Below are 24,045 nucleotides of genomic sequence, written 5' to 3'. Positions count from 1 at the left end.
CGGCTGCGGCAGGCCGTGCGCCGCCGACCCGCAGGGCCGCGCCGCGATGGCCGTCGTCGTGTCGAACGCGTCCGGCCCCGGCCCGCGCATCCTCGCCGTCGACTCGCCCCGGCTGCGCGCGGTCGCCGCGGCCGACCCCGGCCCCGCGATCGCCCGGCTGCACCCGCCCGCCCCGGCCCCGGTCGCGGTGACCGGCACGACGCTGGCGCTGCGGGCCGCGGGCGGCGGCCCGGTGGCGCTGGGCATGACGCTGGCGGTGACCGGCACCGGCGACGTCGTGCACGCGGACTTCGGGGCGATCGGCGGCGACGGCGAGTACCGTGCGGAGGTTCCGGTCTGTGCGGACGGCTGCCGGCTCGTCGCGCTCGACCTGCGCGGCGACCCGGGCGCGACCCTGGACCTGCTGGAGCTGCGGGCCGGCGGGCGGGTGGTCGTCGACGGGGCCGGGTTCGCCGATCCGGCCCGGTGGCGCGCCGCCGCCGGCGACGCGGTCACGGGGGTTCAGCGGCTGCGCGGCGACGGGCGGATGCGGCTGGCCGCGGTCGCGACCCCGGACGGCGAACCGGCCGACCGGCACATCTACGCCATCGACGCGCCGCTGCCGCTGCCGCTGCTCGCCACCCCGGGCGCCGTGCGCGACCCGGACCGGAGCGGCACTGCCGAGCTCGCCCTGGGCGGCGCGCCGGTGCCGGTCCGGGCGGAAACGGCCGACGCGCTCCCGGCCCGGTCCGGCGGGGTGATCCTGGTCGACCTCGAGTCCGCCGACCGGCTCGCCGGCCCGCCGTCCGCCACCGACGTCGACCAGGTGTGGCTCGCCGCCGGCGCTCCGCCCGGGCTCGTCGACCGGCTCACCGCGGCCGGCCTCACCGTCATCGGCGGCGACTCGGTCGCGGCCGACCGGGACCGCCTGGCCCGGCTCGGCCCCGCCGCCGCCCTGCGCTTCCACCTGCTCGCCGCGGTCCTGATGCTGCTGCTGGCGAGCGCGGCGCTCACCGTCGTGGCGGCCGTGCAGCGGCGCGAGCGGCAGGCCGAGGTCGGGGTGCTGCGCCGGCAGGGTGTGCCCGCGCGCGCACTGCGGGCGGCGGCCCGCTGGTCGGCCCTGGCCCCCGTGGCGCTGGCCCTGGCGATCGGGCTCGTCGCCGCGGCGGCGGCCCGGTGGCTGCTCCGCTCGCCGGTGCGGCCCTTCACCGACGGGTGGGCCGTGGACGAGCCCGCGGTGACGGTACCGGCACTGCTGGTCGCCCTCGCCGCCGCGACGGTCGGCTTCACCGCGGCCGCGCTCGGTTCGGGCCGCACCGGAGGGCCGCGATGATCGCGCTGACCCTCGCGATGCTGCGCGCCCGGTGGCGCCCGGCCGTGGCGCTGTTCCTGCTCGCGGCCCTCGCCTCGGGGGCGTCGCGCTCGCTCCGGCCTACCTGGCCCGTACCGAGGACGGCATCGTCGCCGACGAGGTCGCCGGGGCCCGGCCCGAGGAGCGCAGCATGCTCGTCACGGCGACCGTCGAGCCGGACAACAGCGGAAGATGGACGACCGCTTCCAGCGCGGCGGCGCCCGGTTGCTCGACGCCCCCGGATACACGCGCGTCTTCTCGGCGTCGTTCGTCGCGCAGCCGGCCGACCGGCCCGAGGTGTTCCTGGACGGGACACGGCAGGTGACGTACCGCGATGACATCTGCGAACACGTGACCGTCCGGGAAGGACGGTGCCTGATGAGCCTGGGCGACGCCGTCGTCACCGACGAGACCGCGCGCCGGATCGGGGTCCGGCTCGGCGACCCGCTGTCGCTTACCGCATCCGCCTACACCTCGTCCACGAGCCAGTTCGTCCCGGCGGGCCGGCCCGGGTACCTGACCGTCGTCGGCATCGTGCGCCCCGTCGCCGCCCCCTACTGGGGCCGGGCCGGCACCGACACCGCCGTCTTCGTCGACCGGCGCACCTTCGACGGGTTCGAGCGCCCGTCGGAGCTGCAGACGTTCGACGCGTACCCGCGGGCTGCTCGCCGTCGTGGCCGTCGTGCACTTCCACACGTCGGGCGACAGCGTCTACGGCGTGGCGCCCCTCGCCCCGGCGCTGCTGATGCTGGCCGTGGCCCTGCTCGCGGCGCGGGTCGTGCCCGTCCTCGCCGCCCGCGCCGCCGCGGCCGCCCTGCACCGCGGCCGCCCGGTCACCGCGCTCTCCGCGCTGCGCCTGGCCCGCCAGCCGGCCGGCCGGCGCCTGCTCACCGTGCTCGTCGTCGCGGTGGCACTGCTGGGCTTCGCGAGCACCGTCCTCGCCGCCGCCGCCGCCGCCGCCGCGGACCGGGCCGTGCGGGCCGACGTCGCGGTCGGCGAGCCGGGTGCTGACCCTCGGCCCGGTGTCCCGCCAGCGCCTGCTCGCCGTCGCCCGCGCCGCCGACCCGGACGCCCGCTACGCGATGGCGGTCGTGCCCGGCCCGGACCTGCTCGCCGTCGACGCCACGCGGTTGTCCACGGTGGCGGTCTGGCACCCCTCGTACGCCGAGGAGTCGCTGCCCGGCCTGGCCCGCGCCCTGCACCCGATCCCGGCCGCGCCGCCCGTCACCATGCGGGGCGACACCGTGGCGTTCACCGTCACGGCCACCCGCCTCGACGGCCTGGCCCCGGACCTCGTCGCCCGCCTGGCTCCGCTGGACGGCGCACCCGGGTTCGAGGTGCGCCTCGGCACGCTGCGGACGGGCCGCCAGGTGTACTCCGGGCGAGCGGCCTGCACCGCCGGTTGCCGCCTCGCCGGCCTCGAGGTCGGCCTGCCCGGCACCGCCGGCCCGACGGTCACGTTCACCCTGCACGACCCGCCCACCCGCGACTGGCGCACCCCGCCGGACGGATCGGTCACCGCCGCCCCCGACGGCGTCACGTTCACGCTGCAGGCCGGCGCCGCGCCCGGCGTGGGACTGCTGCGCCCGGCCGGCGTCCCCGACCGCATCCCGGTGGTGTCGACCGCGCCGCCGCCCCCGGACGGCCTCCTCGACGCCTTCGACGACACCCCGCTGCCCGTGACGGCCGCCGCGACCGTGCACACCCTGCCCCGTCTCGGCTCCCACGGCACACTCGTCGACCTCGAGTACGCCGACCGCCTCGCCGGCGACTCCGGCGCGGCCGACCAGGCCGAGGTGTGGCTCGCCCCGGGTACCCCGCAGTCCATTGTGGACGCCCTGACCGCCGGCGGCCTGACCGTCACCGGCGAGCGCACCGTCGCCGCCGAGCGGGCGGTGCTGAGCCGCTCCGGCGGAGCGCTCGGCACGCGCTTCTCGCTGCTGGCCGGCGTCGCCGCGATCCTGCTGGGCGCGGCCGGTCTCGCCGTCACCACGCTCGGCGCGAGCCGGGCCGACCTCGTCGCCCTGCGCCGCCAGGGCGTTCCCGCGCGCGTGACCCGGCGCGTGGAGCCTGTCGCGACGCTGACGCTCGTGGCCGTCGCGCTCGTCACGGGGGCGGCGGCAGCGGCGGTGGCCTGGTACGCGATCGGGCGGTGCGTCGGACAATGAACAGCTCGACGAGCGCCAGGTTGACGATCCAGCCGAGCGTCTGACCGATCGGGATCAGCTCGGGCACGCGGGCCGGGTCGGCGCCGCCGAACGGGATCCGGACCAGCAGGAGGAACGGGACGAGGACGCGCGCGGTGACGGCCAGGAACGTCAGCGCGTAGTTGCGCAGCATCCAGGCCCGGTGGGCGGCGAAGTCGCGCCTTCGCGCCGCCCGGTACGCGAGGCCGCCGGTGACGAGCCACAGCACGGCCGCGGTGATGAGCCCGACCTGCGTCAGGAGGCGGCCCGACCACAGCGCGACGGGGACGGCCGCGACGGCCGCGGGCAGCACGCCGGCGAGCAGGTACACCCGCCCGAGCGTTCGGTGCCGTCTGCCTTTTGTCTGGCGAAGCAGCTGCAACGGGCCGAGCACCAGCGCGACCGCGGCCGCGAAGATGTGCGTCACCAGCACCGCGTACTGCAGGCCGCCGGGGACCTCGATGCGGCTGTCGCCGGGGTCCAGGCCCAGGTACGGGTAGCTGAGCCCGAGCGCGAAACCGAGCGCGACGACGATCAGCAGCGCTCGCCTCACCGGGCCCGCCGGGCGGCGACCATCGCGGCGACGCCTGTGACCGCGGCGAAGAGCAGGCCGAGCGTCATCACCGAGGTACCGACGACGGTTCCTGGGTTGTCCGACGTGAGGTTCGGCGTCATCTGGCCGGCCGCCCACCCGCCGAAGGCGATCCAGAGCGAGACCAGCACCGCGAAGATCGGGGCCCACCAGCGCCGGGCCAGCACGGCGGTCAGGGTGCCGCACACCGCGATGAAGGCGATCCCCGGCGGGAACCCGCCGAACTTGACCGGGTCCGCGATCCACTGCACGACGAGCCCGGCGATGCCGACCGCCAGCCCGGCCAGGGCGAGTCTCGTCTTCGCGTTCACGCGTTCCTCCTCACGACGGCGGCCGTCCCGAAGAGGATCGCGGCCGCGAAACCGAGCACCTGCAGCCAGCCCGCTAAGAAGCCGACGGAGGGCGGGCCGGTGAGCCGGCCGGCGAACTCCGCGCTGGCGAACCCGCCGGCGAGGAAGAGCGCGGACATCGCCACGGCGAGCAGGGGCGCGAACCGCCACCGCACGGCGGCCACGACCACGGCGACGCCGAGGTAGATGAGGGGCCCGGGCCCGTCGTACCCGGCGAAGAGACTCCGCGAGGCGACGATCTCCGGCCCGGCGTCGCCGACCGCCGCCAGCACGAGCGCGACACAGGTCGCGGACTTGTTGGTCATGCCCCGATCATTCGCGGCGCGGCATCGATCGGCGTCCCCCGCACAGCGGCCCGCGCGTACGCAAACCTGCGTACGCGCGCTACGCCGGTCGCGCGTTCAGCGCCGCCAGAAGGTGTCCGGCAGGGTCTCGGCGTCGGCTGCGGAGCGCTCGAGAAGCTCGGCGACGGGTAGCAGGGCGATCGACGCCGGGTCGCCGGCGTCGGCCGTGCGGCGGATCACGCCGGCCTGTCGCCGGGCCCGCTGCGGTACCACGGTCGCGAAGACGCCCCGGTCGCCGTCGTAGCCGTACGCGTCGAGGAGCAGGTGCAGGCGCCGGGACCGTTCGCGCCGGTCGTCGTCGCTCAATGGCGTGCGGTCGTGCGGCGACGCGAGCGGTACCCAGGTCAGCGCCGAGAACGCCAGGTCGAACTCCCGTGTGGACGGACCGGCGATGTCCCAGTCGCAGAAGCCGACCAGCCGGTCGCCGTCGACCACCGCGTTGTGCGGAGCCGCGTCCTGGTGCCCGACGACCAGCCCGGGGGCCATCGCGCCGCCGATGAACCAGTGCTCGTCGTCCGGCGGGGTGAAGCCGGCGGTCAGGTCGTGCACCCGGCGCAGCCACTGGCCGACCTGGGTCAGCATCGCGTCGGCCGACGCCCAGGCGGGCCGGGGTACGCGGCCGCCGAGCGTCTCTCCGGGCAGGTAGGTGAGCATTTCGCGGCCCTGCTCGTCGAAGCCGAGCGCGCGGGGCGCCGCGTCGAAGCCGGCCCGCTCGAGGTGCCGCAGCAGGGCGTGCACCGTCGCCGTCCACGCGGCGGCCGGCTTGCGGATGGTGCCGTCGATCAGGACGGCGCCGGTGGTGTTGCCGCCGGGCAGGGCCTCTTCGCGCATCCGCCGTGTGTACCAGGCCTCGACCGGGCCGCGATACCGGTTTGTTCAGGCCGCTGCCGTCAGCGTGTCCCACGCGGCCATCGCGCACGTGACGACCGTTTCCAGCTCGGCCCGCGTGGCGCCGTCGCGGGCCTGGATCGAGAGGCCCTGCACGACCGTGGTGTAGTAGCGGGCCAGGGCGTCGAGGCCGGCGGGCGGCGCGTCGAGGTCGCCGTCGGTCACGCCCCGGGCGAGGCGGTCCCTGATGGTGGTGTGCATGTCGCGCCGGCGGTCGGCCAGGAACTCCCGCACCGCGTGGTTCTCCACGGCGCCGGTCGGCGCGGCGAGGATCAGCATGCAGTAGTGCGGGGTGTCCGGGCCGGTGATCTGGTCGGCGGTGGCGCGCAGCATGGCGTGGACGGCGGCGTGAGCGGTCGGCTGTTCGCGCAGCGCGCGCCGGGGCGGCTCGCCCGCGGTCCGGCCGTACAACATCATGACCTTGCGGAAGAGGTCCTCCTTGCTGCCGAAGCAGGCGTAGATGCTGGCCGAGGCGATGCCCATGGCCTGGGCCAGGTCGTGCAGGGAGGTGCCTTCGTAGCCGCGCTCCCAGAAGACGTCCAGCGCCTGGCGCAGGGCGGTGTCCGGGTCGAAGGTGCGCGGTCTGCCGCGACTGGCCATCGGTGCGTCTCCGTACTTTGTTTGTCGATCGACCAAGTTTAGCTTGACCCGGCGCCGAGGGGCCATGCACCATTTGTTGGTCGTTCGATAAACAACGAGGAGCTCCCATGCGCGCGCTGCAGCAGACGTCCCTGAACGGCCCGCAGGACCTGCGGCTGATCGGCGACGCCCCCGTGCCGAGCCCGGGCCCGGGGGAGGTCCTGGTCCGGGTCACCGCGGCCGGGGTCAACTTCGTCGACCTCTCGCAGGCCCGGGGCACGTTCGCCGGCGGGCCGCGGCCGCCGTACGTGGCCGGCATCGAGGCGGCCGGTGAGGTCGTCGCCGCCGGCGAGGGGGTGACCGGCCCCGAGCCCGGCGCCCACGTCATCGGCGTCGCCATCGCCGGCGGCGCGTTCGCCGAGTACCTGGTGCTGCCGGCGGCCGCCGCGGTACCGGTGCCGGCGGGCTGGGCCGACCACGAGGCGCTGGGCCTGGTCGTGAACTGGCCGACCGCGCTGGCCGCCCTCAAGCCACTCGGCGGCGTCGAGGCGGGCCGGACCGTGCTGATCCACGCCGCGGCCGGCGCGACCGGCCAGGCCGCGGTGAAGATGGCCAAGCACTACGGGGCGACGGTGATCGCCGCGGCCGCGCCGGGCAAGCACGAGGCGGTACGCGCCCTCGGCGCCGACCACGTCATCGACTCCCACGGCCCCGACCTCGCCGCCGACGTCCTGCGCCTGACCGGCGGCGCGGGCGCCGACCTGGTGCTGGAGTCGGCGGGTGGCGCCACCCTCGCGGCGAGCCTGGCCGCGACCAGGCGCGTCACCGGCCGGGTCGTCGTCTACGGCCTGGCCGGCGGGGAGGCCACGGTCAGCAACTGGGACCTCGTGTACAAGCACCAGGTCCACGTCATCGGCCTGAACATCGGCGTCCTGATCCAGGCCGCACCGCAGGTGTTCGGCGCGGTCATGGGGGAGATGGCCGGGCTGCTCGCCGCCGGGGTCCTCGGGCCGGCGCAGCCCACCGTCCACGACCTGGCGCAGGGGCCGAAGGTGCTCGCGGAGCTGGAGGCGCGGGCCACCGTGGGCAAGCTTGCCCTGCGGCCCTGAGCTCCGGGCCGCCCGTCACCAGGACGCGATGCTCAGCCGGGGGCTCGGCACGGGCAGCGGCTGGATGTCGTGCGCGAGGTAGTCCCAGGTCGTCATGGCGGTCATCGCCGCGTTGGTGGTGCACCACCGGCGGGGCGGCAGGCAGAGCTCGATGCCGGCGTCGGCGGACAGTTCCCGGGCGGCCGCGCGCAGCTGCGGGCTCGCTGCGACGCCGCCGACGACCACGAGTGACTCGGCGGGGTACGCCCGCAGCGCCCGGCGTGTCTTGGCCGACAGCACCTCCGTGCAGGCCGCGACGAACGAGGCGCAGAGGTCCTCCGGGCTGCTGTGCAGCTGCCGCATCACCGCCGATTTCAGGCCGGAGAACGAGAAGTCGAAGCCCTTGTTCAGCAGCGGGCGGGGAAGAGGAACGTTCGCCGAGCCCGACTGCGCCGCTCGATCCACCGCGGGGCCGCCCGGGTATCCCAGCCCCAGCCGCCTGGCCACCTTCTCGTAGGCGTCGCCGATGGCGTCGTCCCGCGTCTGCCCGATCACCGCGATCTCGCCGATGCTCGGCATGTGCGCGAGCAGGGTCTGCCCACCGGACACCAGCAGGATCAGCGCCGGGTACCGGATCGACGGACGCCCCAGCTCGGCGCTGCGGACACGCCCGCGCAGCTGGTTGACGCCGAACACCGGAACCTGCCAGCCGAGGCCGAGTGCCGCGGCCGTGTCGAGTCCGATCCTGAGCGATCCGATCAGGCCGGGGCCACGGGCGACGCCGATGGCGGTCAGTGTCCGCGGGTCGGCCCCGGCCCGGTCGATCACCGTTCGTACGGCCGGCAGGATGTTTGCGCGGTGCTCGTCGCCCGCCAGTCGCGGAACGACGCCCCCGTACCGGGCGTGGACGTGCCACTGCGCGGCAGCGCTCTCCGCGACAACCTCTCCGTCCGGGCCGACCAGGGCCACCGCCGTGGCGTCGTACGGCGTCGCGATACCGAGGATCATGGCCGGCATCAGCGGGCGCCGCGGGCGTGGGCGAGAGCCTCGCGGGCCTGCATCGTGGTGGGGTGGGCCGGTCCGAAGGCGTCCGCGCAGATCCGCTCGTTCTCCACGAGCAGGGCGATCGCCTCCTCGGTCCGGCCGGCGTTCAGGCGGGCCTGGGCGAGGTTGTTCCGGCACACCACGGTGTCGGGGTGGGCGTCGCCGTACACGCGGCGGTAGTCGGCGTACACGCTCTCCACGAGGGGGATGGCCTTGTCCAGCCGACCGTCGTACAGATAGGCGGCCGCCAGGTTGTCGCGGGTGGCCAGCCGGTGCGGGTGGTCGGCCGGCGACGTGGCCTCGTAGTCGCTCAGGAGGGCCTCCAGGATCGGCACCGCGGCCGCGTACAGACCTCCCATCAGCAGATGCCCCGCGACGGTCGTCCGCGCCGTCATGGTGCGGGGGTGGGACCAGCCGTAGACGTCCGTGAAGGCCTTCAGCACGCTCATCAGCGCCTCGGCCCCCTCGACGTCACGCCCCGTCTGCCAGTACACGTCGGCCAGGACCTCACGGGCGTCGAGGGTGCTGGGGTGCCGTGCGCCGAGGACGCGCTCGAGGTCGGGCAGCAGGGCCTCGAACCGGTCGGTGGCCTCGGTCATCCGGCCCGCGCGGTGCAACGCGAAGGCCAGGTTGTGCCGGGCGATGAGCGTGCGGGCATCGTCGGCGCCGAAGAGTCCCTCGTAGCGATCCAGCACCGTCTCGTACAGCGCGACGGCCTCGTCGTGACGGTGCGCCAGAGTTTGCATTCCGGCCAGGTCGGCACCGGCCCTCAGCGTGGCCGGGTGCTCGGCACCGTGCAGCTGTTCGCGTCGTCGCACCACCTGCTCGAGGTCGGCGATGGCCTCGGCGTGCCGCCCCGCCTGGCTCAGGACGGCCGCGATCCGGCTCCTGGCCCGCAGCGACTCGTCGCTGTCGGGGCCGAAGGCCTCGGCCCGCGTCGCGGCCGTGGCCCGGAGCAGGGTCAGCGCGTCCGGCCACCGGCCCACCTCCCCGTAGATTCCGGCCAGCGAGTCCCGGACATCGAGGGTCAGCTGGTGCTGCGCGCCCATGATCCGGGCGGAGTCGGCGGCCAGGGACACGAACAGGGCGATGGCACGGTCGTAGCGGCCCGCGCGCCGGCACGCGTCGGCCAGGTTGAACCGGGAGCTCAGCGGCAGCACGTCGTCCGGACCGAACAGGCGCTGCCGGCTCACCGCCTCGTCGAACAGGTCGACGGCCGAGGCGAACCGGCCCTGGGACAACAGGTACGTGGCGGACCGGTCCAGCAGGTATCCGGCATCGGCGGTCACCACGGCGTCGTCGCGCCGCTCCAGGAGCATCGTTCCGGGCCGCAGCGACCGGGCCAACGCGATGACGTGCGGCAGGAACCGGCTCCACCAGGGCCAGGCCGTGTTGTCGAACGGGTTCAGCGGCATGACCAGCAGGACCAGTTCCAGCGCGTACCGCTGGTGCAGCGCCGCGTCGTCGAAGCCCTCGGGCTCGGGGTGCGTCACCTGCGCCAGCTGGGCCCGGACGACGGCCTGGACCAGCCGGTGGACCTGCACGTCGCCGCCGCTGCGCCGCACCATGCTGTACGCCACCAGCGTCGCCAGCCCGTCCTCGACGGCCAGCTCGTCGCCCTTGGCCAGCGGGCTCAGGAACGAGACCGGTACCGGCTCCGGGGCGAGGAACGCGAGGGCGCCCATCAAGTGGTAGGCGAGATGGGATCGGGCGACGACGGTCTCCATCGTCACGGCCCAGACGCGCTGCACGATGCGGTCGGGACGGCCGCCTTCCGGGGCGGTGGCGTGCATGCGGCCGGGCTGCTCGGCCAGCCGGCGCCGGTATTCGGCGATCGTGATGTCGCGCTGGGCGATGTAGGCGGCCGCCTGCTCCAGCCCGAGCGGGAGACCGCCCAGGTCGTCGGCGAGGAGGCGGGCCTCGTCGGCCTCGTCCGGCCGGCCCGTGAGCCGGACGACCAGCTCGGCGCTGTCCGCCGGTTCCAGCACGGACAGCTCGACCGGCCGCAGGCCCAGGCGGGTCCAGATCGCCGAGCCGAGGTTGCGTCGCGTGGTGATCAGGACCCGCCCGTGGCCCCGGACGGCGCCCAGCAGGCGTTCCACGTCCGCGACATCCTCGACGTTGTCCAGGATGAGCAGCCAGTCGTCGTGGCTCTGCAGCCAGCCGACGGCCCAGCTCTCCGGGTCGGTGTACGACGGCGCCGGATGCAGCCGGCGGGTCAGGGCGGCCAGGCCCAGCGCGATGTCGTCGCGGCCGTCCGCCGTGATCCACCAGATCACCCGGTACCGGTCACGGTCGGCGCGCGCGTAGCGCAGTGCGAGCTCGCTCTTGCCGACGCCGCCGAGCCCGTGGATGGCCTCGCCGATCGGGCCGCCACGGGTGGCGGCCCGATCGGCCAGTTCGGCAAGGTCGTCGGCCCGGCCGACGAACGGCCCGGCCCCCGGTTCGGGCAGGTTGTGCGTGCCCGCGGGCGGCTCAACCGTGTCCGGTGCGGGGAGGGCCGTCGCCGGAATCTGTACGACCGTGACGTCCTGCTGGTTGTAGTCACCGATCTGAATGCCCTGAGACCGGTCGAAGTTCAGGGGTGCTGGCGCCACACCGCCGAGTATGTACCGAACCCGGTCAGGCGATCCAGTACGAGTACAGGTCGGCGCCGTCCACGGTGAAGCGGAACCTGACCTGCTGGCCGGCCAGGCTGGCCAGCGACACGCCGCTCGCCCAGGTGAGCGTCGTGTCGAGCTGGTCGCCGGTGACGGGGTCGGACGTCGCGACAACGGTGCCGGACGCGTTCAGCACCTCGAGCTTCACGCTGCCGCCGGCGAACACGTCGGTGTTCAGGTGCAGCGCGCTGCCCGTGTACGTGACCGGCTTCGTCGTCACGGTGCCCGGCTCGTCGCCCGCGTTGCGCAGTGACACGAAGCCGTCGCGGCGCCAGGTGGCCAGGCCGATGCGCGCCGACTGGCCCGGGCCGCCGCCGTGGTCGACGTTGAAGCCGCCGTAGTACACCGAGACGGTGCTGGCGGTGGTCTGCAGGGTGCTCGACGTGAAGATCATCGAGTCGTCCCAGGCGCCCTGGTCGCCCAGGGGCAGGATCGGGTCGCGGGCCGGGCGGGACCAGCGCAGCAGGTCCTGGTCGCGGGAGGTGGCGAGCTGGGGCACGATCGGGCCGCCGCCGGCCCCGTTGGCGCCGGCGTCGGTGATGGTGAACATCCACGGCAGCGCCAGGTACACGCCCTCGTACGGGTACACCGGCATGCCGTACACCTGGGCCTCGAGGCCGCCGGCCCCGCGCGCCGCCTCGGCGTCGCGGTAGTCGCCCTCGACGGCCAGGCGCGGCGCGGTCCACGTCACGAAGTCGGTGCTGGTGGACACGAACGCCATGCGGTCGTTCGTGCCCGGCGACGCGGAGATGTCGACGGTGCGCTGCTTGGTGGTGGCGATGAGGCGGCCGTGCGGGGCGTTCGGGGGTTGTGCTGCTGGCGCCGATCCGGGCGCCGGTGGCGTCGTAGAACTCGAGGTAGAGCGACGCCTCGGTGCCGGAGGCGCCCTTGAGCCAGGCCTTCGCGGTGTAGCTCACGCCCGCGTAGGCGGTCACGTAGTGCCGGACGTAGATGTTGTCGGCCGCGGTGGCGTCGGTGACCCGCAGCGCCTCCCAGCCGTCGTGGCGGTTGGCCTCGGTACTGATGAGGACGGCGTCATTGGCGCCGGTCTTCGTCATCGTCCAGCCGACCGGGTGCTGATCCTGGTCGCCGACGTCGAAGGAGGAGTTGGCGAGCAGGTTGCCGTCGACCGCCACCGCCGGGTCGGGCAGCGGTCCGCCGGCGGCCGGGGAACTGCCCAGCGGTACCAGGGCCAGCGCGGTCAGGCCGGCCGCACTGATTGCGATGGTGCGTTGCACACGTCGGAGCATGCCGACACCTCACGTGAAACTTCGTTCCATGTCAATACTTCGATGGGCCGGCCGCAGCTGCAGCACGACGACCGACGACAGGACCAGCAGCCCGCCGGCGAACTGGACCGGGGTGAGGAGCTCGCCGAGGGTCAGGGCGGCCAGCGCCGTGGTGACCACCGGCTCGAAGGTCGACAGGATCGCGGCCGTCGACGGGCCGGTGCGCCGCAGGCCGGCGAAGAACGTCAGCATCGCCGCCACCGTGGAGACCACGGCGATACCGGCCAGCCAGAACCAGCCCTGCGGCCCGAAGCCCAGGTCCACGCCGCCGGTCAGCAGGGCCCGCGCGCCGAAGGAGCCGGCCGCGCCGGTCATCACCAGCGTCGACAGGACCACCGGGGGCAGGCGGTCCACGACGGTGTCGGACACGAGGATGTACACCGTGTAGACGACTGCGGAGCCGAAGCCCAGCAGCGCCCCGAGCGGGTGGAAGCTCCCGCCGCCCGCGCCGAGCAGGACCAGCAGCGTCCCGGCCGACGCGGCCATCAGGGCGGCGCCGCGCGCGCGGGTGAGGCGGTCCCGGCCCAGCAGTACCGCGGCCACGGTGACCAGGATCGGGTACGTGTACAGGATCAGCGACAGCAGCGTGGCGTCCATCATCCGCAGGGCCGAGAAGAACAGGCCGGCCTGGGTGGCGTACCCGACGGCGCCCAGCCCGACGGCGACGACCAGCACCCGGCGGCCCCGTGGACCCGGGCCCGTCCGGCGCAGGTCCGGCCGCGCGAGCAGGACCAGGCCCATCAGCGCGGCGGCCAGGGTGAAGCGCACCAGCAGCAGCGCGCCGGGGGAGACGCCGGCGTCGTAGGCGAGCTTGCCGAAGATGGCCAGGGCGCCGAAGCACGCCGCGGAGACGAGGCACAGCAGTGATCCCATCCGTCGAGGGTCGGCGACCGGAGTCATCGGGTCCAGCGATGATTTGTGGAGCTGATTCGTTAGGATTTCTACATGACCGCACTGGACCTGCGGCGGCTGCGCTTTCTGCGGGAGTTCGAGGAGCGGGGCACGCTGGCCGCGGTCGCCGCCGCGCTCGGCTACAGCCCCTCCACCGTGTCCCAGCAACTGGCGCTGCTGGAGAAGGAGGCCGGGGCGCGGCTGTTCGACAAGGCCGGGCGCGGGGTGCGGCTGACCGACGCCGGGCGGCTCCTGGCCCAGCACGCGCGGGTGCTGCTCGCGGCGGCCGAGGCCGCCGAGGCCGACCTGGCCGCGCTCGCCGGTGACATCCGCGGTACCGTCCGCGCCGGTGGCCTGCAGTCGGCGGCCCGGCGCCTGCTGGTGCCGGCCGTGGCGACGATGATGGCCGAGCACCCGCGGGTCCGGGTCGAGGTGTTCGAGCTCGAGCTCGAGCAGTCCCTGCCCGGGCTGCGGCTGGGCTCGGTCGACCTGGTCATCGGCGACGAGTACGACGGCCATCCCCGGCCCCGCCCGGCGGGGCTGCGCTTCACGACGCTGCTCGAGGAGCCGCTCAAGCTCGTCCTGCCGGCCGCCCATCCGCTGGCCCGGGCGGGCGGGCCCGTCGCGGTGGCCGCCCTGCGCGGCGACATCTGGGCCGTGTCCGCCGAGGGCACCGGGCACCACGCCATGGTCGTCGGGACCTGCCGGTCGCTCGGCGGCTACGAGCCGGACCTGCGCCACCGCTCGAACGACGCCGACGTCCAGCTCGAGCTGGTGCGGGCCGGGGCCGCCGTCGCCCTGATGCCGCCGCTGGCCCTGCCCGGCGCCGACCCGGCGCTGGCCGTCCGGGACATCGCCGAGGCCACGCTCCGGCGCCGCCTGGTCGCCGTGACCCGGGACGGCCCGCTTGCGCCCGCGTTGATCGCCTTGCTCGACGCGGTGGAGAGGAGCCGTCCGGGCCGGTGGTGACGGTCGCTCACGCCGGTCGGGACGGCTCGCGCAGGGTGCGGGCCACCAGCCAGCCCGCGGCCGGCAGCACGATCAGCGGAGCGAGGGCGGTCTGCAGGGACGTGCGGTCGGCGACGGTACCGATGAGCGGGCTGACGACCCCGCCGACGCTGACCGCCAGGCCGAGGGTGACCCCGCTCGCCGTGCCGACGCGCGACGGCAGGTAGTCCTGGGCCAGGGTGATCTGCAGCGAGAACGGCACGTACAACCCGGCCGACGCCAGCGCCACGAACGCGAAGAACGCCGGCCCCGGCACCAGCACGACCCCCGCCACCGCGACCGCCGCCGTCAGGTACGACCAGCGCAGCACCGCGACCCGGCCGAACCGCTCCGCCAGGCGGCTGCCCAGCACGGTGCCGACGGCGCCGCCGAGGTACAGCAGGAACAGTGCGGCGCCGCCCGCCCAGACGCCGCCCGCGGTGCGCTGCGGGGCGTACAGGGCGACGAACGCGCTGAGCCCGACGAACACCACCGAGCGCAGGACCACGACCAGGGACAGCCGCCCGAACGCGGCCTTGTCGTCGGGAATCGGGGCCGCGGCGGCAACGGCGGTGCTCTTCCCGGTGGGCCGGTGGCGGCCCAGGGCCGCACCGGCGAGGGCGGGCAGGACCAGCAGCGGCGACCAGCGCAGGCCGCCGGCGCCGATGACCGCGGCGACGACCAGCGGGGCGGCCGCGAAGCCGAGGTTGCCGCCCAAGGAGAACCAGCCCATCCCGGTGTGCCGGCCGGCGCTGGCGATCCGGGCGACCCGGGCCGCCTCGGGGTGGTACGCGGCGACGCCGAGGCCCGACACCGCCACGGCCGCGAGGGTCAGCGCGTACGAGTCGCCGAGGCCGCTGACGGCGATGCCCAGGCCGGCGAGGACGGTGCTGAGCGGGAGCAGCCACGGCAGCGCCCACCGGTCGGTCAGCGCGCCGAACGCCGGCTGGGCCACCGAGGACAACAGCGACGCCGCGAGCACGATGCCGGAGGCGGCCGCGTAGCCGTAGCCGCGCTCGGCCACGAAGAACGGTACGAGGGCGGCCACCATGCCCTGGTAGATGTCGACGCTCGCGTGCCCGGCGGACAATCTGATCACTGCACCATGCTCGCGGCCCGGGGCCGTGTCCCGCTTCCGATAGAATGCCAATCAATGACGAAAATCCGCCACGTCGCCGCGGCGCCGACGCGGGTGCAGACGCTCGCCCGTGGGACCGGGATCACCGCGCACCGCCACGACGACCACCAGATCGTGTACGCGGCGCGGGGCACGCTCGCGATCACGACCGACCGCGGGTCGTGGATCGCGCCGGCGACACGGGCCATCTGGGTGCCGGCCGGCACCGTGCACGCCCATCACGCGCACGGCGAGCTCGAGCTGCACCTGCTCGGGCTGCCCGCGGCCACGAACCCGCTGCGGCTGCGCGAGCCCACCGTGCTCGCCGTCGGGCCGCTGCTGCGGGAGCTCATCGTCGAGTACACCCGGCCGCCGCACGACGAGTCGGCGCCGCGCCGCCGGCTGCGGGCCGTGCTGCTGGACCGGCTGCGCGCCGCCCCGCAGCAGCCGGTACACCTGCCGGCACCCTCCGATCCGCGGCTGCGGGCGGTGTGCGCGATGCTGCGGGCCGACCCGGCCGACGACCGGACCCTGGCCGCGCTCGGCGCCGCGGCGGGGGCGAGCGGGCGGACCCTGACGCGGCTGTTCCAGGCGGACCTCGGCATGACGTTCCCGCAGTGGCGGACCCAGCTGCGGCTGTACCACGCGCTGGTGCTGCTCGCCGAGTACACCCCGGTGACCGTGGTGGCCCACCGGTGCGGCTGGTCGTCGGCGAGCGCGTTCATCGACGTGTTCCGCCGCGCCTTCGGGCACACCCCGGGCACGCACCTGCGCTGAGCGTGGGTTCGGGTCTCGGCTACGGTGCCGAGGCGAACTCGAACGTCCCCGCGCCGACGGTGTAGACGTCGTAGGTGCCGTCGCGTCGTACGAATGTGGCGCCGGACGGTGCCGTGCTGGTCGCGGATGTCGTCAGCAGCGGCACCCAGACCTGACCGCTCGTGCCCGCCGGCGCCGCCACCTGCAGACGGAACTGGCCGGCGGCATCCCGGGCCCATCGGACCGTGAGCGGGCCTCTGGAGGTCGGCACCTGGCCCTGCGCCCACGTCAAGGGGCCCGGCTGCGGTTTGACCTGCCAGACGGCGTACCCCGGGTCGACCGCCGTGGGGCCGAGGACCGACTCGGTGAGCAGCTGGGTCGGGCCGGCGCCCCAGGCGTGCGCCAGGCTGTCGAAGCCGCGGGACGGCAGACCGTTGCCGTTGACGAACTCCCAGAGGGTTCCGGTGTAGTAGCCGCTGTCCGGATCCACCTGGATGCCCCAGAGCCGTCGCATGAGTTCGATCGCGCCGGCCGGGTCGCCGCTGGAGAACCTGGCCATGGCCTCCCAGGTGTTGTTGAGCGGTTCGATGGTGTGCCCGGAGGGATCGGCCATGCTCGGCGAGGGCTGGGTGATGGTGCTGCCGTGGGCCTGCCAGCGGCTTCTGAAGTAGCTGAGGATGCCGGCCACCTTGTCCGGCGGGGCCACACCGAGCCGGACGGCGTTCATGTTCGCGTCGAGCGGGAAGACGCCGGGCCGGCTGTCGGTGTGCTGGTACAGGCCGGCGGATGGGTTCCACAGCCGGGTGTTGATGGCGTTCTTGAGCGTGTTCGCCTTGGTGGTGTACTCGGTGACCTTGGCCGTGGTGCCGACCTTGCCCTCCATCCAGATCATGTTCTGCAGCAGCTCGTAGTAGGCCAGGCTGTACTCGGTGACCTCGCCGCTCTGGGTCGTCTGCCAGTAGTCGGGGTCGTTGGTGACGACGAGGCCGGACCCGTCGAGCCGGGTCGCGTGGTAGCTCGTGGCCGACTCGAGCTTCGGGCGCAGGGCGGTGATGTAGGCGGTGTCGCCGGTGTAGCGGTAGTACTGCACGGCCAGGATGGCCGAGTACGCCGAGTACGTCATCGCGTAGTCGAACGTGCCGCAGCCGCGGAAGCCCACGGCGCTGGTGAGCCGCCCGTTTGAGGCTTGCAGGTTGAAGATGCTGTCGATGGATCCTTTGACGTAGGGAACGCTGCCGCTGCCGAGTGACAGCTGGACCACGGGATTGGTGATCATGAGGTCGCCGGACCAGACCGCGCGGTCGCGCTTCGCGCCGTCGAAGATGACGGGCGCGGTGAAGCACGAGGCGACGCCGGTCGGCACCATGTCCATCTGGGCGGTGTATGCACCGGCGTACCACATGCGATTGAGCTGGTCGTCGCTGGACATGAACCAGCCCTGGTACCGGTCGGCGCCCGCCCGGTAGGCCTTGAAGCCGACGCCGGCGGCGGTCAGCGTCAGCGTGCCCGGCGTGGTCAGCTGGACGGCCATGAAGCGGAAGCCGCCGCGCAGCGCCCCCGTGTAGGTCCGGGCGGCGTTGACGGCGACGGTGATGGGGGAGCCGTTGTCGTTGTTGTAGAGCCCATTGCTGGTGGTGAGGTACGGCAGCGCCTCACTGGTGGTGATCCGCACGGAGTTGGCCGATCCGCTCGACGGTGTGGATCCGGCGACGGTGACGTTCGGTGTGCCGCCGACCTCCTTGCCGAAGTCGAGCACGATCGTCGCCGGCGATGTGGCCGAGGTGGTCCTCAGCGTGGTCGAGCCGGTGCTCTGACCGGTCAGGGCACCGGCGTTGGTGACCGATCCGCTGGTGCGGGTGACGGTGACGGGGCGGACGTTGTCGCTGCTCGGGCCGGGAACGAGGCTTTGCCAGCCGGGGTCGGCGGGCCATGTCGGCGGGGCGGCCTGGGCCGGTTGCACCGACAGGATCGTGGTCGCGGCGACGCCGGTCGCGATGGCGGCGAAGGCCGCCGTGGCCCGTCGGGCGCGGAGTCCGGGGACGGCTCTGTTGCGCATTGAACCTCCATGAGGGCGGGACCGGCCACCGGCAGATGCGGTCGCCGGCCAGAACAGGGGTTCGGGAGACGCGAAAACGTTCATCAGCGGCGGTATGAAACGTTTCACATCGGTGATAGTCACTACGCTACGAGCGGCGCGGCAACCTCGTCAAGAGCGGCACGTCCGGGCGGGCGGGGCGCTGTGGACGGTTCCGCCGGATTCCTCCCGGCGCGGGAAACGTTGCACGATCAGATGAGCAAGGATCCGGTCGAATTCTTGACTTGCCTAGTAGCACAGGCACACCATGCGGCAAACGTTGCCCATCATGCCGGCGGATCGGCTCGGCGCACCGTGGCCGCGCCATGCCGGCCGGTGACCGGGCCCGACGAGGTGTCCACGGCGGCCCGGGGCGTCGCGCCAGAGCCGGCCGGCGGAACCGTGGTGCCTGCACCGCCGCGCCGAACACCGCGCCCAGCGGCCCGGCGCTTCTGGGTGCTTCTGGGTGCTTCTGGAGAACGTTACCCGCGCCACCGCGAGACTTGGACAGTGATTTCCCTCGAAGTCTTGACCGCGTGCGGGGTGTGCTCCTAACGTCAGCCGCAACATCTGGGAAACGTTACCCAGTCTCCGCGTGGCCTCACCCGGAGAAGCGAAGAGCAGGCCGGAATGAATCGTTTCATGGTCCGGCGGTAGCGGCACGGGCTCGCCACGGAACACCAGCGGGAGGTCTGATGACAGGCTCGGGGATGAACCGCAGAACGATGATCGGCCGGTCGCTGTCCTTGGCCGCCGGGATGAGCATTCCGTTCCCGGCCGCCGCCCGGGGCTCCGGGAGAACGGACGAGGCGGCCACCCGCTACGGCAAGGTGCGCGGCCGACGCGAGGAGGGCATCGTCAAGTTCCTCGGCGTGCCCTACGCCGCGGCGCCGCTCGGCGAACTCCGGTTCAAGGCTCCCCGGCCGCCCAGAAGCTGGTCCGGCGTGCGCGATGCGGTGGCCTTTCCCAACCCGGCGTTCCAGGCCGCGGGCAACGAGATGGGCGCCAACGGCAACGGCCGGATGCCGGCCCCGTCCGAAGACTGCCTCTATCTCAACGTCTGGACCCCCGCCGCCGACTGCAGGCGGCGACCGGTGATGTTCTACAACCACGGTGGCGGCTACATGATCGGCTCCGGCTCCGCCACGGGGCAGGACGGCACCCACCTGGCGCAGCGCTACGACGTGGTGGTGGTCGAGTCCAACCACCGGCTGGGCCTGCTGGGCTACCTGTTCCTGGAAGATCTCGCCGGCGGTGACTACGCCGCCAACCAGGGGATGCTCGACATTCTCGCGGCGCTGCGCTGGACCGGGGAGAACATCGAGAACTTCGGGGGCGACCCCGACAACGTCATGGTCTGGGGCGAGAGTGGTGGCGGCGCCAAGACCGCGGCCATCTACACCATGCCGGGCGCCACGCCGTTGTTCCACAAGGCCTCGATCGAAAGCGCCGCGCCGCTGCGGTTCCCCACCCGCGAAGGCGCCACCGCCCGGGCCAGGCGGACGCTGGAGCTCCTGGGACTGACGACGGCCGACATTCCCCGGCTGCACGAAATTCCCGCCGCGAGACTGCTGGAGATCCAGCAGTCCGAAGCCGCGAACGGCGTCGCGCCCTGGGGCGACCCCGACCCGCTCCCCGGCTTCGGCGCGTTCGTCGACGGCAGCGTCATCCCGCGGCACCCCTTCGCCGACGGCGTCGCGCCCTTCTCGGCCGGTAAACCACTGATGTGCGGCACCTGCCGCGACGAAACGGTGTTCTTCAGTCTCTTCGGGCCGCCCGACATCTTCCGGATCGACGAGGCCGGCCTGCGCCGGGAGCTGAGCAGCACCTACCCGGGCGCCGAGCTCGACCGGATCATCCGGACCTTCCGCACGTCGCGGCCCGGCGCGACGCCGGCTCAGCTCTACTTCGCGATCACCACCTCGCCCATCTGGCGCGACGCGATCAAGATCGCCGAGGCGAAGGTGGCGCAGCGCGCCGCGCCCGTGTACATGTACCAGCTCGCCTACAAGAACCCGACCCTCGTGCCGGGCACCGACTTCCCGCTCGGCTCGCCGCACGCGTCGGACATCAACCTCAAGTTCGCCAACACGGACAAGAATCTCGACTTCTTCCTCTACGCGGATCAATCGCCGGGGCGGCTGGCGACCGCGCGGCACATGAGCGAACTGTGGGCGGGCTTCGCCCGCACGGGCCGTCCGACCGCGGCGCACGTGCCGAGATGGCCCGCCTACACCCTGAAGGACCGTGCCACGATGTGGATCGACGCCGAGTGCCGGATCGTCGCCGATCCGGACAAGGACGAGAGGTTGTACTGGTTGAACCGCGCCTGATCGGCCCAAGGGGCCGGTAGGCCACGGAGGATACGTCCCGGAGCCTCGGTTCAGAACCCGCCGAGGCCCGCCAGCTCGTCCAGTGCGGCAGGTCCGCCCGGCGCTGCGGACACCAGGTGCGCGAGCAACGCCAGGCTCACGGCGGCGTCGCTGCCGGTCGCCGCGGTAGCGACAACGAGCCGTTGGCCCGGCGCGAGCGGGACGGCCAGGGTCTGCTGGGTGACGGTCAGCTCGCCGACGAGCGGGTGGCGCATGGTGTACTCGGCGATGTCGCAGTCGCGGACGCGGTGGTCGGCCCACAGCTGGGCGAACTGGGCACTCTCGATGGACAGGGCGCCCACGAGCTCACGCAGGGCCGGGTCCTCCGGGTCGTCACCCACCAGCAGGCGGAGGTTGCCGACGACGGCGCGGGCCTTGGCCGGCCAGTCGGCGTACAGGTCGCGCACATGCGGATCGCCGAACACGAGGCGGGCCATGTTGGGGCGAGTGTCGGCGCGGCGGGGTGCCTCGAGCGGCAGATGCCCCGCGAAGAGGGCATGGCCGCACCGGTTCCAGGCCAGCACGTCGTTGCGGCGGCCCAGCACGAGTGCCGGTGCGTCGCCCATCGCGGCGAGCAGGTGCACCGTCTCCTGCGCCATGCGCTCCGGCGCGCTGCGAACGCGCGCCGGCCCGCGCCGCGGTGACCGGGCGAGCGTGTGCAGATGACGCCGCTCCACGTCCGTGAACCGCAACGCGCGGGCGATCGCGTCCAGCACGTCGGGCGAGGCGTTCAGCGACTGGCCCTGCTCCAGGCGCGAATAGTACGAGAACCCGACCCCGGCCAGCTGCGCGACCTCCTCTCGCCGCAACCCGGGCACCCGGCGGCGCTCGCTGTAGTCGACCAGCCCGACGTCCGACGGCCGCAGCTGCGCACGGCGGCTGGCCAGGAAGGCGCCGAGGGGCCCGGGATCACTCATGCTGCGAGTGTGTGGCATGCCGCGGGCCGAAGCCAACCCCGGTCAGGGGTAGCCACAGCGGGGCGTGGCCGTCGGCCCGGGTGCCGGGCAGCCTCGGTAGCGCCGCCGCGCACTGCGGCGGCCGCATCGGAGGTAGGACAGATGGACGAGTTGCAGATCGGCGAAGCGCTGGTGGCCCGTGTGGTCGAATTCTCCGCCCCCGTGGGGCTGAGCACCACGGACTTCTTCCCGGGCTCCGACCCGGCGCTGTGGCAGGAGGCCAGCGACTGGCTGGTGCCGGAGTTCGTCGGGCCGGACGGTCAGGTGCGTACCGCAGTGCAGACCTGGGTGGTGCGCAGCGAGGGCAAGGTCGTCCTCATCGACACCGGTCTCGGCAATGACAAGGAACGCCCGTACGTGCCGGTCTGGTCGCACTACTCCAGCGACTTCCTCGGCGGGCTCGCATCACTCGGGATCGCGCCGCAGGACGTCGACGTTGTCATCAACACCCATCTGCACCTCGACCACGTCGGCTGGAACACCCGGCTGAACGGGCGGGAATGGGTGCCCACGTTTCCCAATGCGACGTACCTCGTCCACCGCATCGAGCACGACTTCTGGGACCCGCAGGGGCCGCACACCCCGGGCTTCGGCCGCGGCAACCAGAACGCGTTCGAGGACAGTGTCGCGCCGCTGGCCGCCGCGGGGCAGCTGCAGCTGTGGGAGGGCGACAGCCACCGTCTGGACGGCTCGCTCACGCTGCACCTCGCCGAGGGGCATACCCCGGGCTCCGCGGTCGTGGCACTGCACTCCGCGCAAGAGTCGGCGCTGTTCGCCGGTGACCTGCTGCACAGCCCGCTGCAGGTCACTCAGCCGCACCTCGCAAGCTGCTTCTGCGAGGATCCGGCACGTGCTGCCGCAAGCCGTGAACGCCTGCTCGCCGATGCGGCCGACCGCGGTTGCCTGATCCTGCCGGCGCACTTCCGGGGCACCGGCGTGGCCCGGATCACCCGCCGTGACGGCCGTCCGGCCATCGACGGCTGGGAGCCGATCCTGACGAGTTCGGTCGCCGGATGATGCCGCCGCGGCGTCGCACACCGGTCGCCGGGCGACGCCGTACGCGGTGGCAGGCCTTGCGGTACCACAAATAGAGGTCCGATTCCCGCAAGCCCGGCGACCCCGCCCGGGTCACGATGGGGCGGTGACCATCGACGACCTGGGCTGCGCGCCGATCGGCCGGCTGCTCGACGACGCCGAGTGCCGCGAGCTCGCCGCGCTGTTCGACCGGGAGGAGCTGTTCCGCTCGACCGTCGACATGGCGCGGCACCGCTTCGGCTCCGGCCGCTACCGCTACTTCGAGCGACCGTATCCCGAGTTCATCGAACAACTGCGCCAGAAGGTGTACCCCCAGCTGCTCCCGATCGCCCGCGAGTGGGCCGGCCGCCTGCGCCGCCCGGCGCCCTGGCCCGACACGCTCGACGAGTGGACGGCGATGTGCCACGCCGCCGGGCAGCGCAGGTCCACCGCGATCCTGCTGCGCTACGGGGCCGGGGACTGGAACGCGCTGCACCGCGACCTGTACGGGGAGCTCGTCTTCCCGCTCCAGGTCGTCGTCGGCCTCGACGAGTACGGCCGCGACTACACCGGCGGCGAGTTCCTCCTCGTGGAGCAGCGCCCGCGGGCCCAGTCGCGGGGCACGGCGATGCCGCTCGAGCGGGGCCACGGCCTGGCCTTCACGACGCGGGACCGGCCGGTGCGCTCGGCCCGCGGGTGGACGGCGGCGCCGGTGCGCCACGGGGTCAGCGTGGTCCGCTCGGGGGTCCGCCACGCCCTGGGTCTGGTCCTCCACGACGCCGAGTGAGGCGCGGGGCGGCCGCGGTGCTGCTGCGGACCACGAGCGTCGCCGCCGGCTCCTGCAGCGAGGTCGCGCGGCCCCCGTCGATGAGCTCCAGCAGCGCGCCGGGCGGTGTGCGCGCCGTACGCCTGGATGTCCCACGACAGGGCGCCGCGGTCCTACTCGCCGGCGCGGCACTCCCGCTGCTCGGAGCGGGCCGGCTGGTCGTCAAGGCTCTCCGGGGCATGATCCGACCCCGCGACCACTGAATTTCCCGCCCCGTCGTTCGACGTGCAGCAGAGCCGCCCGCCGCGCCCTCACCTCACGTTGATTCGCGAGAATCGGGGAAACCGGGAGCCGTCGAGTGCGGCTCCGACGACCCGCTGGGCGATGTCGGCGTCCACCACGACGCAGGCGACCTCCATCGCTCCCGATCCGATGCTGCCACCGTCGCAGCGGCCGAGCCCGGTCCAGCCGAGCACCTCATCCAGGTGGGCCATGATGGCATTGCGCAGGTCGAGGTCGTCCACATTTCCCCAGTGGCCGTCCAGGTCGTACTGCACCTCCATCCAGACGGTCTGTGCGGGGTCGAACTCCGCGAACCCTTGCGCACGGGCGTCGACGAGCACGCCCTCCAGCCCGTCGCGGCGCTGGTGCGTCCGGGTCTCGCCCAGCTGGGCGCGGTGGGGTCGGAGCGAAGGGGCCGGGTCATCCGTGGCTTGTTCGTGTGGCCAACCGGCATCCGGGAGGAGCCCCATGGACGAGTTG

Annotated in this window: 23 protein-coding genes; 9 read left to right on the top strand and 14 right to left on the bottom strand. The window is 73.7% G+C overall.

From position 1 onward, the window contains the following. The first annotated feature begins 46 nt into the window (after positions 1–46). Positions 47–1,312, top strand: a complete 1,266-nt coding sequence (locus AB0B76_RS37705; RefSeq protein WP_360384655.1) for an FtsX-like permease family protein — start codon at positions 47–49, stop codon at positions 1,310–1,312. A gap of 99 nt (positions 1,313–1,411) precedes the next feature. Here the strand turns inward: AB0B76_RS37705 and AB0B76_RS37700 are convergent, their stop codons facing one another. Next, a complete protein-coding gene (locus AB0B76_RS37700; protein ID WP_360384653.1) occupies positions 1,412–1,681 on the bottom strand; it encodes a hypothetical protein in 270 nt (89 codons plus the stop codon). A gap of 671 nt (positions 1,682–2,352) precedes the next feature. On the opposite strand from AB0B76_RS37700, the gene AB0B76_RS37695 reads away from it, so the two are divergent. Then, positions 2,353–3,498, top strand: coding sequence for a hypothetical protein (locus tag AB0B76_RS37695; RefSeq protein WP_360384651.1), 1,146 nt, complete (start codon positions 2,353–2,355; stop codon positions 3,496–3,498). Here AB0B76_RS37695 and AB0B76_RS37690 read toward each other — a convergent pair. From AB0B76_RS37690 to AB0B76_RS37670, 5 genes are all read right to left on the bottom strand, one after another. Continuing rightward, positions 3,437–4,069 (bottom strand): DUF2306 domain-containing protein, encoded by a 633-nt coding sequence (locus AB0B76_RS37690; protein ID WP_360384649.1) that lies wholly within the window; start codon positions 4,067–4,069, stop codon positions 3,437–3,439. The genes AB0B76_RS37695 and AB0B76_RS37690 overlap by 62 nt on opposite strands. Continuing rightward, positions 4,066–4,419: a hypothetical protein gene (locus AB0B76_RS37685; protein ID WP_360384647.1), complete on the bottom strand. Its 354-nt coding sequence runs from the start codon at positions 4,417–4,419 to the stop codon at positions 4,066–4,068. Before AB0B76_RS37685 ends, AB0B76_RS37690 begins: the two co-directional genes overlap by 4 nt. Beyond that, positions 4,416–4,763, bottom strand: a complete 348-nt coding sequence (locus AB0B76_RS37680; RefSeq protein WP_360384645.1) for a hypothetical protein — start codon at positions 4,761–4,763, stop codon at positions 4,416–4,418. The genes AB0B76_RS37685 and AB0B76_RS37680 overlap by 4 nt, the downstream gene beginning before the upstream one ends. A 96-nt stretch (positions 4,764–4,859) precedes the next feature. Then, a complete protein-coding gene (locus AB0B76_RS37675) occupies positions 4,860–5,633 on the bottom strand; it encodes a phosphotransferase (RefSeq protein WP_360384643.1) in 774 nt (257 codons plus the stop codon). A gap of 45 nt (positions 5,634–5,678) precedes the next feature. Next, the gene (locus AB0B76_RS37670) at positions 5,679–6,290 is read right to left on the bottom strand and encodes a TetR/AcrR family transcriptional regulator (RefSeq protein WP_360384641.1); all 612 of its coding nucleotides are present in this window, start codon (positions 6,288–6,290) and stop codon (positions 5,679–5,681) included. A gap of 107 nt (positions 6,291–6,397) precedes the next feature. Here AB0B76_RS37670 and AB0B76_RS37665 point away from each other — a divergent pair, with 107 nt between their 5' ends. After that, on the top strand, positions 6,398–7,378 hold the full coding sequence (locus AB0B76_RS37665) for a zinc-binding dehydrogenase (protein ID WP_360384639.1): 981 nt from the start codon (positions 6,398–6,400) through the stop codon (positions 7,376–7,378). 15 nt (positions 7,379–7,393) lie between these two features. Here the strand turns inward: AB0B76_RS37665 and tsaD are convergent, their stop codons facing one another. The 4 genes from tsaD to AB0B76_RS37645 form a co-directional block, all read right to left on the bottom strand. Beyond that, entirely contained in the window at positions 7,394–8,365 is a 972-nt protein-coding gene (gene tsaD, locus AB0B76_RS37660) for a tRNA (adenosine(37)-N6)-threonylcarbamoyltransferase complex transferase subunit TsaD (RefSeq protein WP_360384637.1), read from the bottom strand. Positions 8,366–8,373: 8 nt separating this feature from the next. Then, positions 8,374–10,998: an FxSxx-COOH system tetratricopeptide repeat protein gene (fxsT, locus tag AB0B76_RS37655; protein WP_360384635.1), complete on the bottom strand. Its 2,625-nt coding sequence runs from the start codon at positions 10,996–10,998 to the stop codon at positions 8,374–8,376. 25 nt (positions 10,999–11,023) lie between these two features. Beyond that, positions 11,024–11,782 carry a hypothetical protein gene (locus tag AB0B76_RS37650; RefSeq protein ID WP_360384634.1) on the bottom strand — a complete coding sequence of 253 codons (759 nt, stop codon included), beginning with the start codon at positions 11,780–11,782 and terminating at the stop codon, positions 11,024–11,026. 538 nt (positions 11,783–12,320) lie between these two features. Next, on the bottom strand, positions 12,321–13,223 hold the full coding sequence (locus AB0B76_RS37645) for a DMT family transporter (RefSeq protein ID WP_360384632.1): 903 nt from the start codon (positions 13,221–13,223) through the stop codon (positions 12,321–12,323). Between the two features lie 72 nt (positions 13,224–13,295). On the opposite strand from AB0B76_RS37645, the gene AB0B76_RS37640 reads away from it, so the two are divergent. Then, positions 13,296–14,210, top strand: coding sequence for a LysR family transcriptional regulator (locus tag AB0B76_RS37640; protein ID WP_360384630.1), 915 nt, complete (start codon positions 13,296–13,298; stop codon positions 14,208–14,210). A gap of 7 nt (positions 14,211–14,217) precedes the next feature. On the opposite strand, the gene AB0B76_RS37635 is transcribed toward AB0B76_RS37640, so the two are convergent. Further along, entirely contained in the window at positions 14,218–15,327 is a 1,110-nt protein-coding gene (locus AB0B76_RS37635) for an MFS transporter (RefSeq protein ID WP_360384628.1), read from the bottom strand. Between the two features lie 54 nt (positions 15,328–15,381). On the opposite strand from AB0B76_RS37635, the gene AB0B76_RS37630 reads away from it, so the two are divergent. Continuing rightward, on the top strand, positions 15,382–16,122 hold the full coding sequence (locus tag AB0B76_RS37630; RefSeq protein WP_360384626.1) for an AraC family transcriptional regulator: 741 nt from the start codon (positions 15,382–15,384) through the stop codon (positions 16,120–16,122). A gap of 19 nt (positions 16,123–16,141) precedes the next feature. Here AB0B76_RS37630 and AB0B76_RS37625 read toward each other — a convergent pair whose 3' ends face one another. Next, the gene (locus AB0B76_RS37625) at positions 16,142–18,157 is read right to left on the bottom strand and encodes an alpha-L-rhamnosidase C-terminal domain-containing protein (protein ID WP_360384624.1); all 2,016 of its coding nucleotides are present in this window, start codon (positions 18,155–18,157) and stop codon (positions 16,142–16,144) included. 728 nt (positions 18,158–18,885) lie between these two features. On the opposite strand from AB0B76_RS37625, the gene AB0B76_RS37620 reads away from it, so the two are divergent. Next, positions 18,886–20,508: a carboxylesterase family protein gene (locus AB0B76_RS37620; RefSeq protein ID WP_360384622.1), complete on the top strand. Its 1,623-nt coding sequence runs from the start codon at positions 18,886–18,888 to the stop codon at positions 20,506–20,508. Positions 20,509–20,558: 50 nt separating this feature from the next. Here the strand turns inward: AB0B76_RS37620 and AB0B76_RS37615 are convergent, their stop codons facing one another. Then, the gene (locus tag AB0B76_RS37615; protein ID WP_360384620.1) at positions 20,559–21,464 is read right to left on the bottom strand and encodes a helix-turn-helix transcriptional regulator; all 906 of its coding nucleotides are present in this window, start codon (positions 21,462–21,464) and stop codon (positions 20,559–20,561) included. A 141-nt stretch (positions 21,465–21,605) separates the two neighbouring features. On the opposite strand from AB0B76_RS37615, the gene AB0B76_RS37610 reads away from it, so the two are divergent. From AB0B76_RS37610 to AB0B76_RS37600, 3 genes are all read left to right on the top strand, one after another. Further along, entirely contained in the window at positions 21,606–22,520 is a 915-nt protein-coding gene (locus AB0B76_RS37610; RefSeq protein ID WP_360384619.1) for an MBL fold metallo-hydrolase, read from the top strand. Positions 22,521–22,644: 124 nt separating this feature from the next. Then, positions 22,645–23,304 (top strand): 2OG-Fe(II) oxygenase, encoded by a 660-nt coding sequence (locus AB0B76_RS37605; protein ID WP_360384617.1) that lies wholly within the window; start codon positions 22,645–22,647, stop codon positions 23,302–23,304. Further along, positions 23,301–23,546 carry a hypothetical protein gene (locus tag AB0B76_RS37600; protein WP_360384615.1) on the top strand — a complete coding sequence of 82 codons (246 nt, stop codon included), beginning with the start codon at positions 23,301–23,303 and terminating at the stop codon, positions 23,544–23,546. The genes AB0B76_RS37605 and AB0B76_RS37600 overlap by 4 nt, the downstream gene beginning before the upstream one ends. A gap of 48 nt (positions 23,547–23,594) precedes the next feature. Here the strand turns inward: AB0B76_RS37600 and AB0B76_RS37595 are convergent. Next, positions 23,595–24,045 (bottom strand): hypothetical protein (locus tag AB0B76_RS37595; RefSeq protein WP_360384613.1); only part of this gene is annotated, 451 nt, incomplete at its 5' end.

The sequence above is a fragment of the Dactylosporangium sp. NPDC049140 genome, from assembly GCF_040648435.1.
Note: the sequence above shows the minus strand (reverse complement) of the source record. Positions and strands in the feature narration are given on the sequence as shown.

Excerpts from the sequence above, each read along its gene's own strand:
- AB0B76_RS37620 (WP_360384622.1), top strand. The coding sequence starts at position 18,886 with ATGAACCGCAGAACGATGATCGGCCGGTCGCTGTCCTTGGCCGCCGGG.
- AB0B76_RS37630 (WP_360384626.1), top strand. The coding sequence starts at position 15,382 with ATGACGAAAATCCGCCACGTCGCCGCGGCGCCGACGCGGGTGCAGACG.
- AB0B76_RS37675 (WP_360384643.1), bottom strand. The coding sequence starts at position 5,633 with ATGCGCGAAGAGGCCCTGCCCGGCGGCAACACCACCGGCGCCGTCCTG.
- AB0B76_RS37665 (WP_360384639.1), top strand. The coding sequence starts at position 6,398 with ATGCGCGCGCTGCAGCAGACGTCCCTGAACGGCCCGCAGGACCTGCGG.
- AB0B76_RS37650 (WP_360384634.1), bottom strand. The coding sequence starts at position 11,782 with ATGGCGTTCGTGTCCACCAGCACCGACTTCGTGACGTGGACCGCGCCG.
- AB0B76_RS37680 (WP_360384645.1), bottom strand. The coding sequence starts at position 4,763 with ATGACCAACAAGTCCGCGACCTGTGTCGCGCTCGTGCTGGCGGCGGTC.
- AB0B76_RS37615 (WP_360384620.1), bottom strand. The coding sequence starts at position 21,464 with ATGAGTGATCCCGGGCCCCTCGGCGCCTTCCTGGCCAGCCGCCGTGCG.
- AB0B76_RS37625 (WP_360384624.1), bottom strand. The coding sequence starts at position 18,157 with ATGCGCAACAGAGCCGTCCCCGGACTCCGCGCCCGACGGGCCACGGCG.
- AB0B76_RS37670 (WP_360384641.1), bottom strand. The coding sequence starts at position 6,290 with ATGGCCAGTCGCGGCAGACCGCGCACCTTCGACCCGGACACCGCCCTG.
- AB0B76_RS37610 (WP_360384619.1), top strand. The coding sequence starts at position 21,606 with ATGGACGAGTTGCAGATCGGCGAAGCGCTGGTGGCCCGTGTGGTCGAA.
- AB0B76_RS37645 (WP_360384632.1), bottom strand. The coding sequence starts at position 13,223 with ATGGGATCACTGCTGTGCCTCGTCTCCGCGGCGTGCTTCGGCGCCCTG.
- AB0B76_RS37705 (WP_360384655.1), top strand. The coding sequence starts at position 47 with ATGGCCGTCGTCGTGTCGAACGCGTCCGGCCCCGGCCCGCGCATCCTC.
- AB0B76_RS37640 (WP_360384630.1), top strand. The coding sequence starts at position 13,296 with ATGACCGCACTGGACCTGCGGCGGCTGCGCTTTCTGCGGGAGTTCGAG.
- tsaD (WP_360384637.1), bottom strand. The coding sequence starts at position 8,365 with ATGATCCTCGGTATCGCGACGCCGTACGACGCCACGGCGGTGGCCCTG.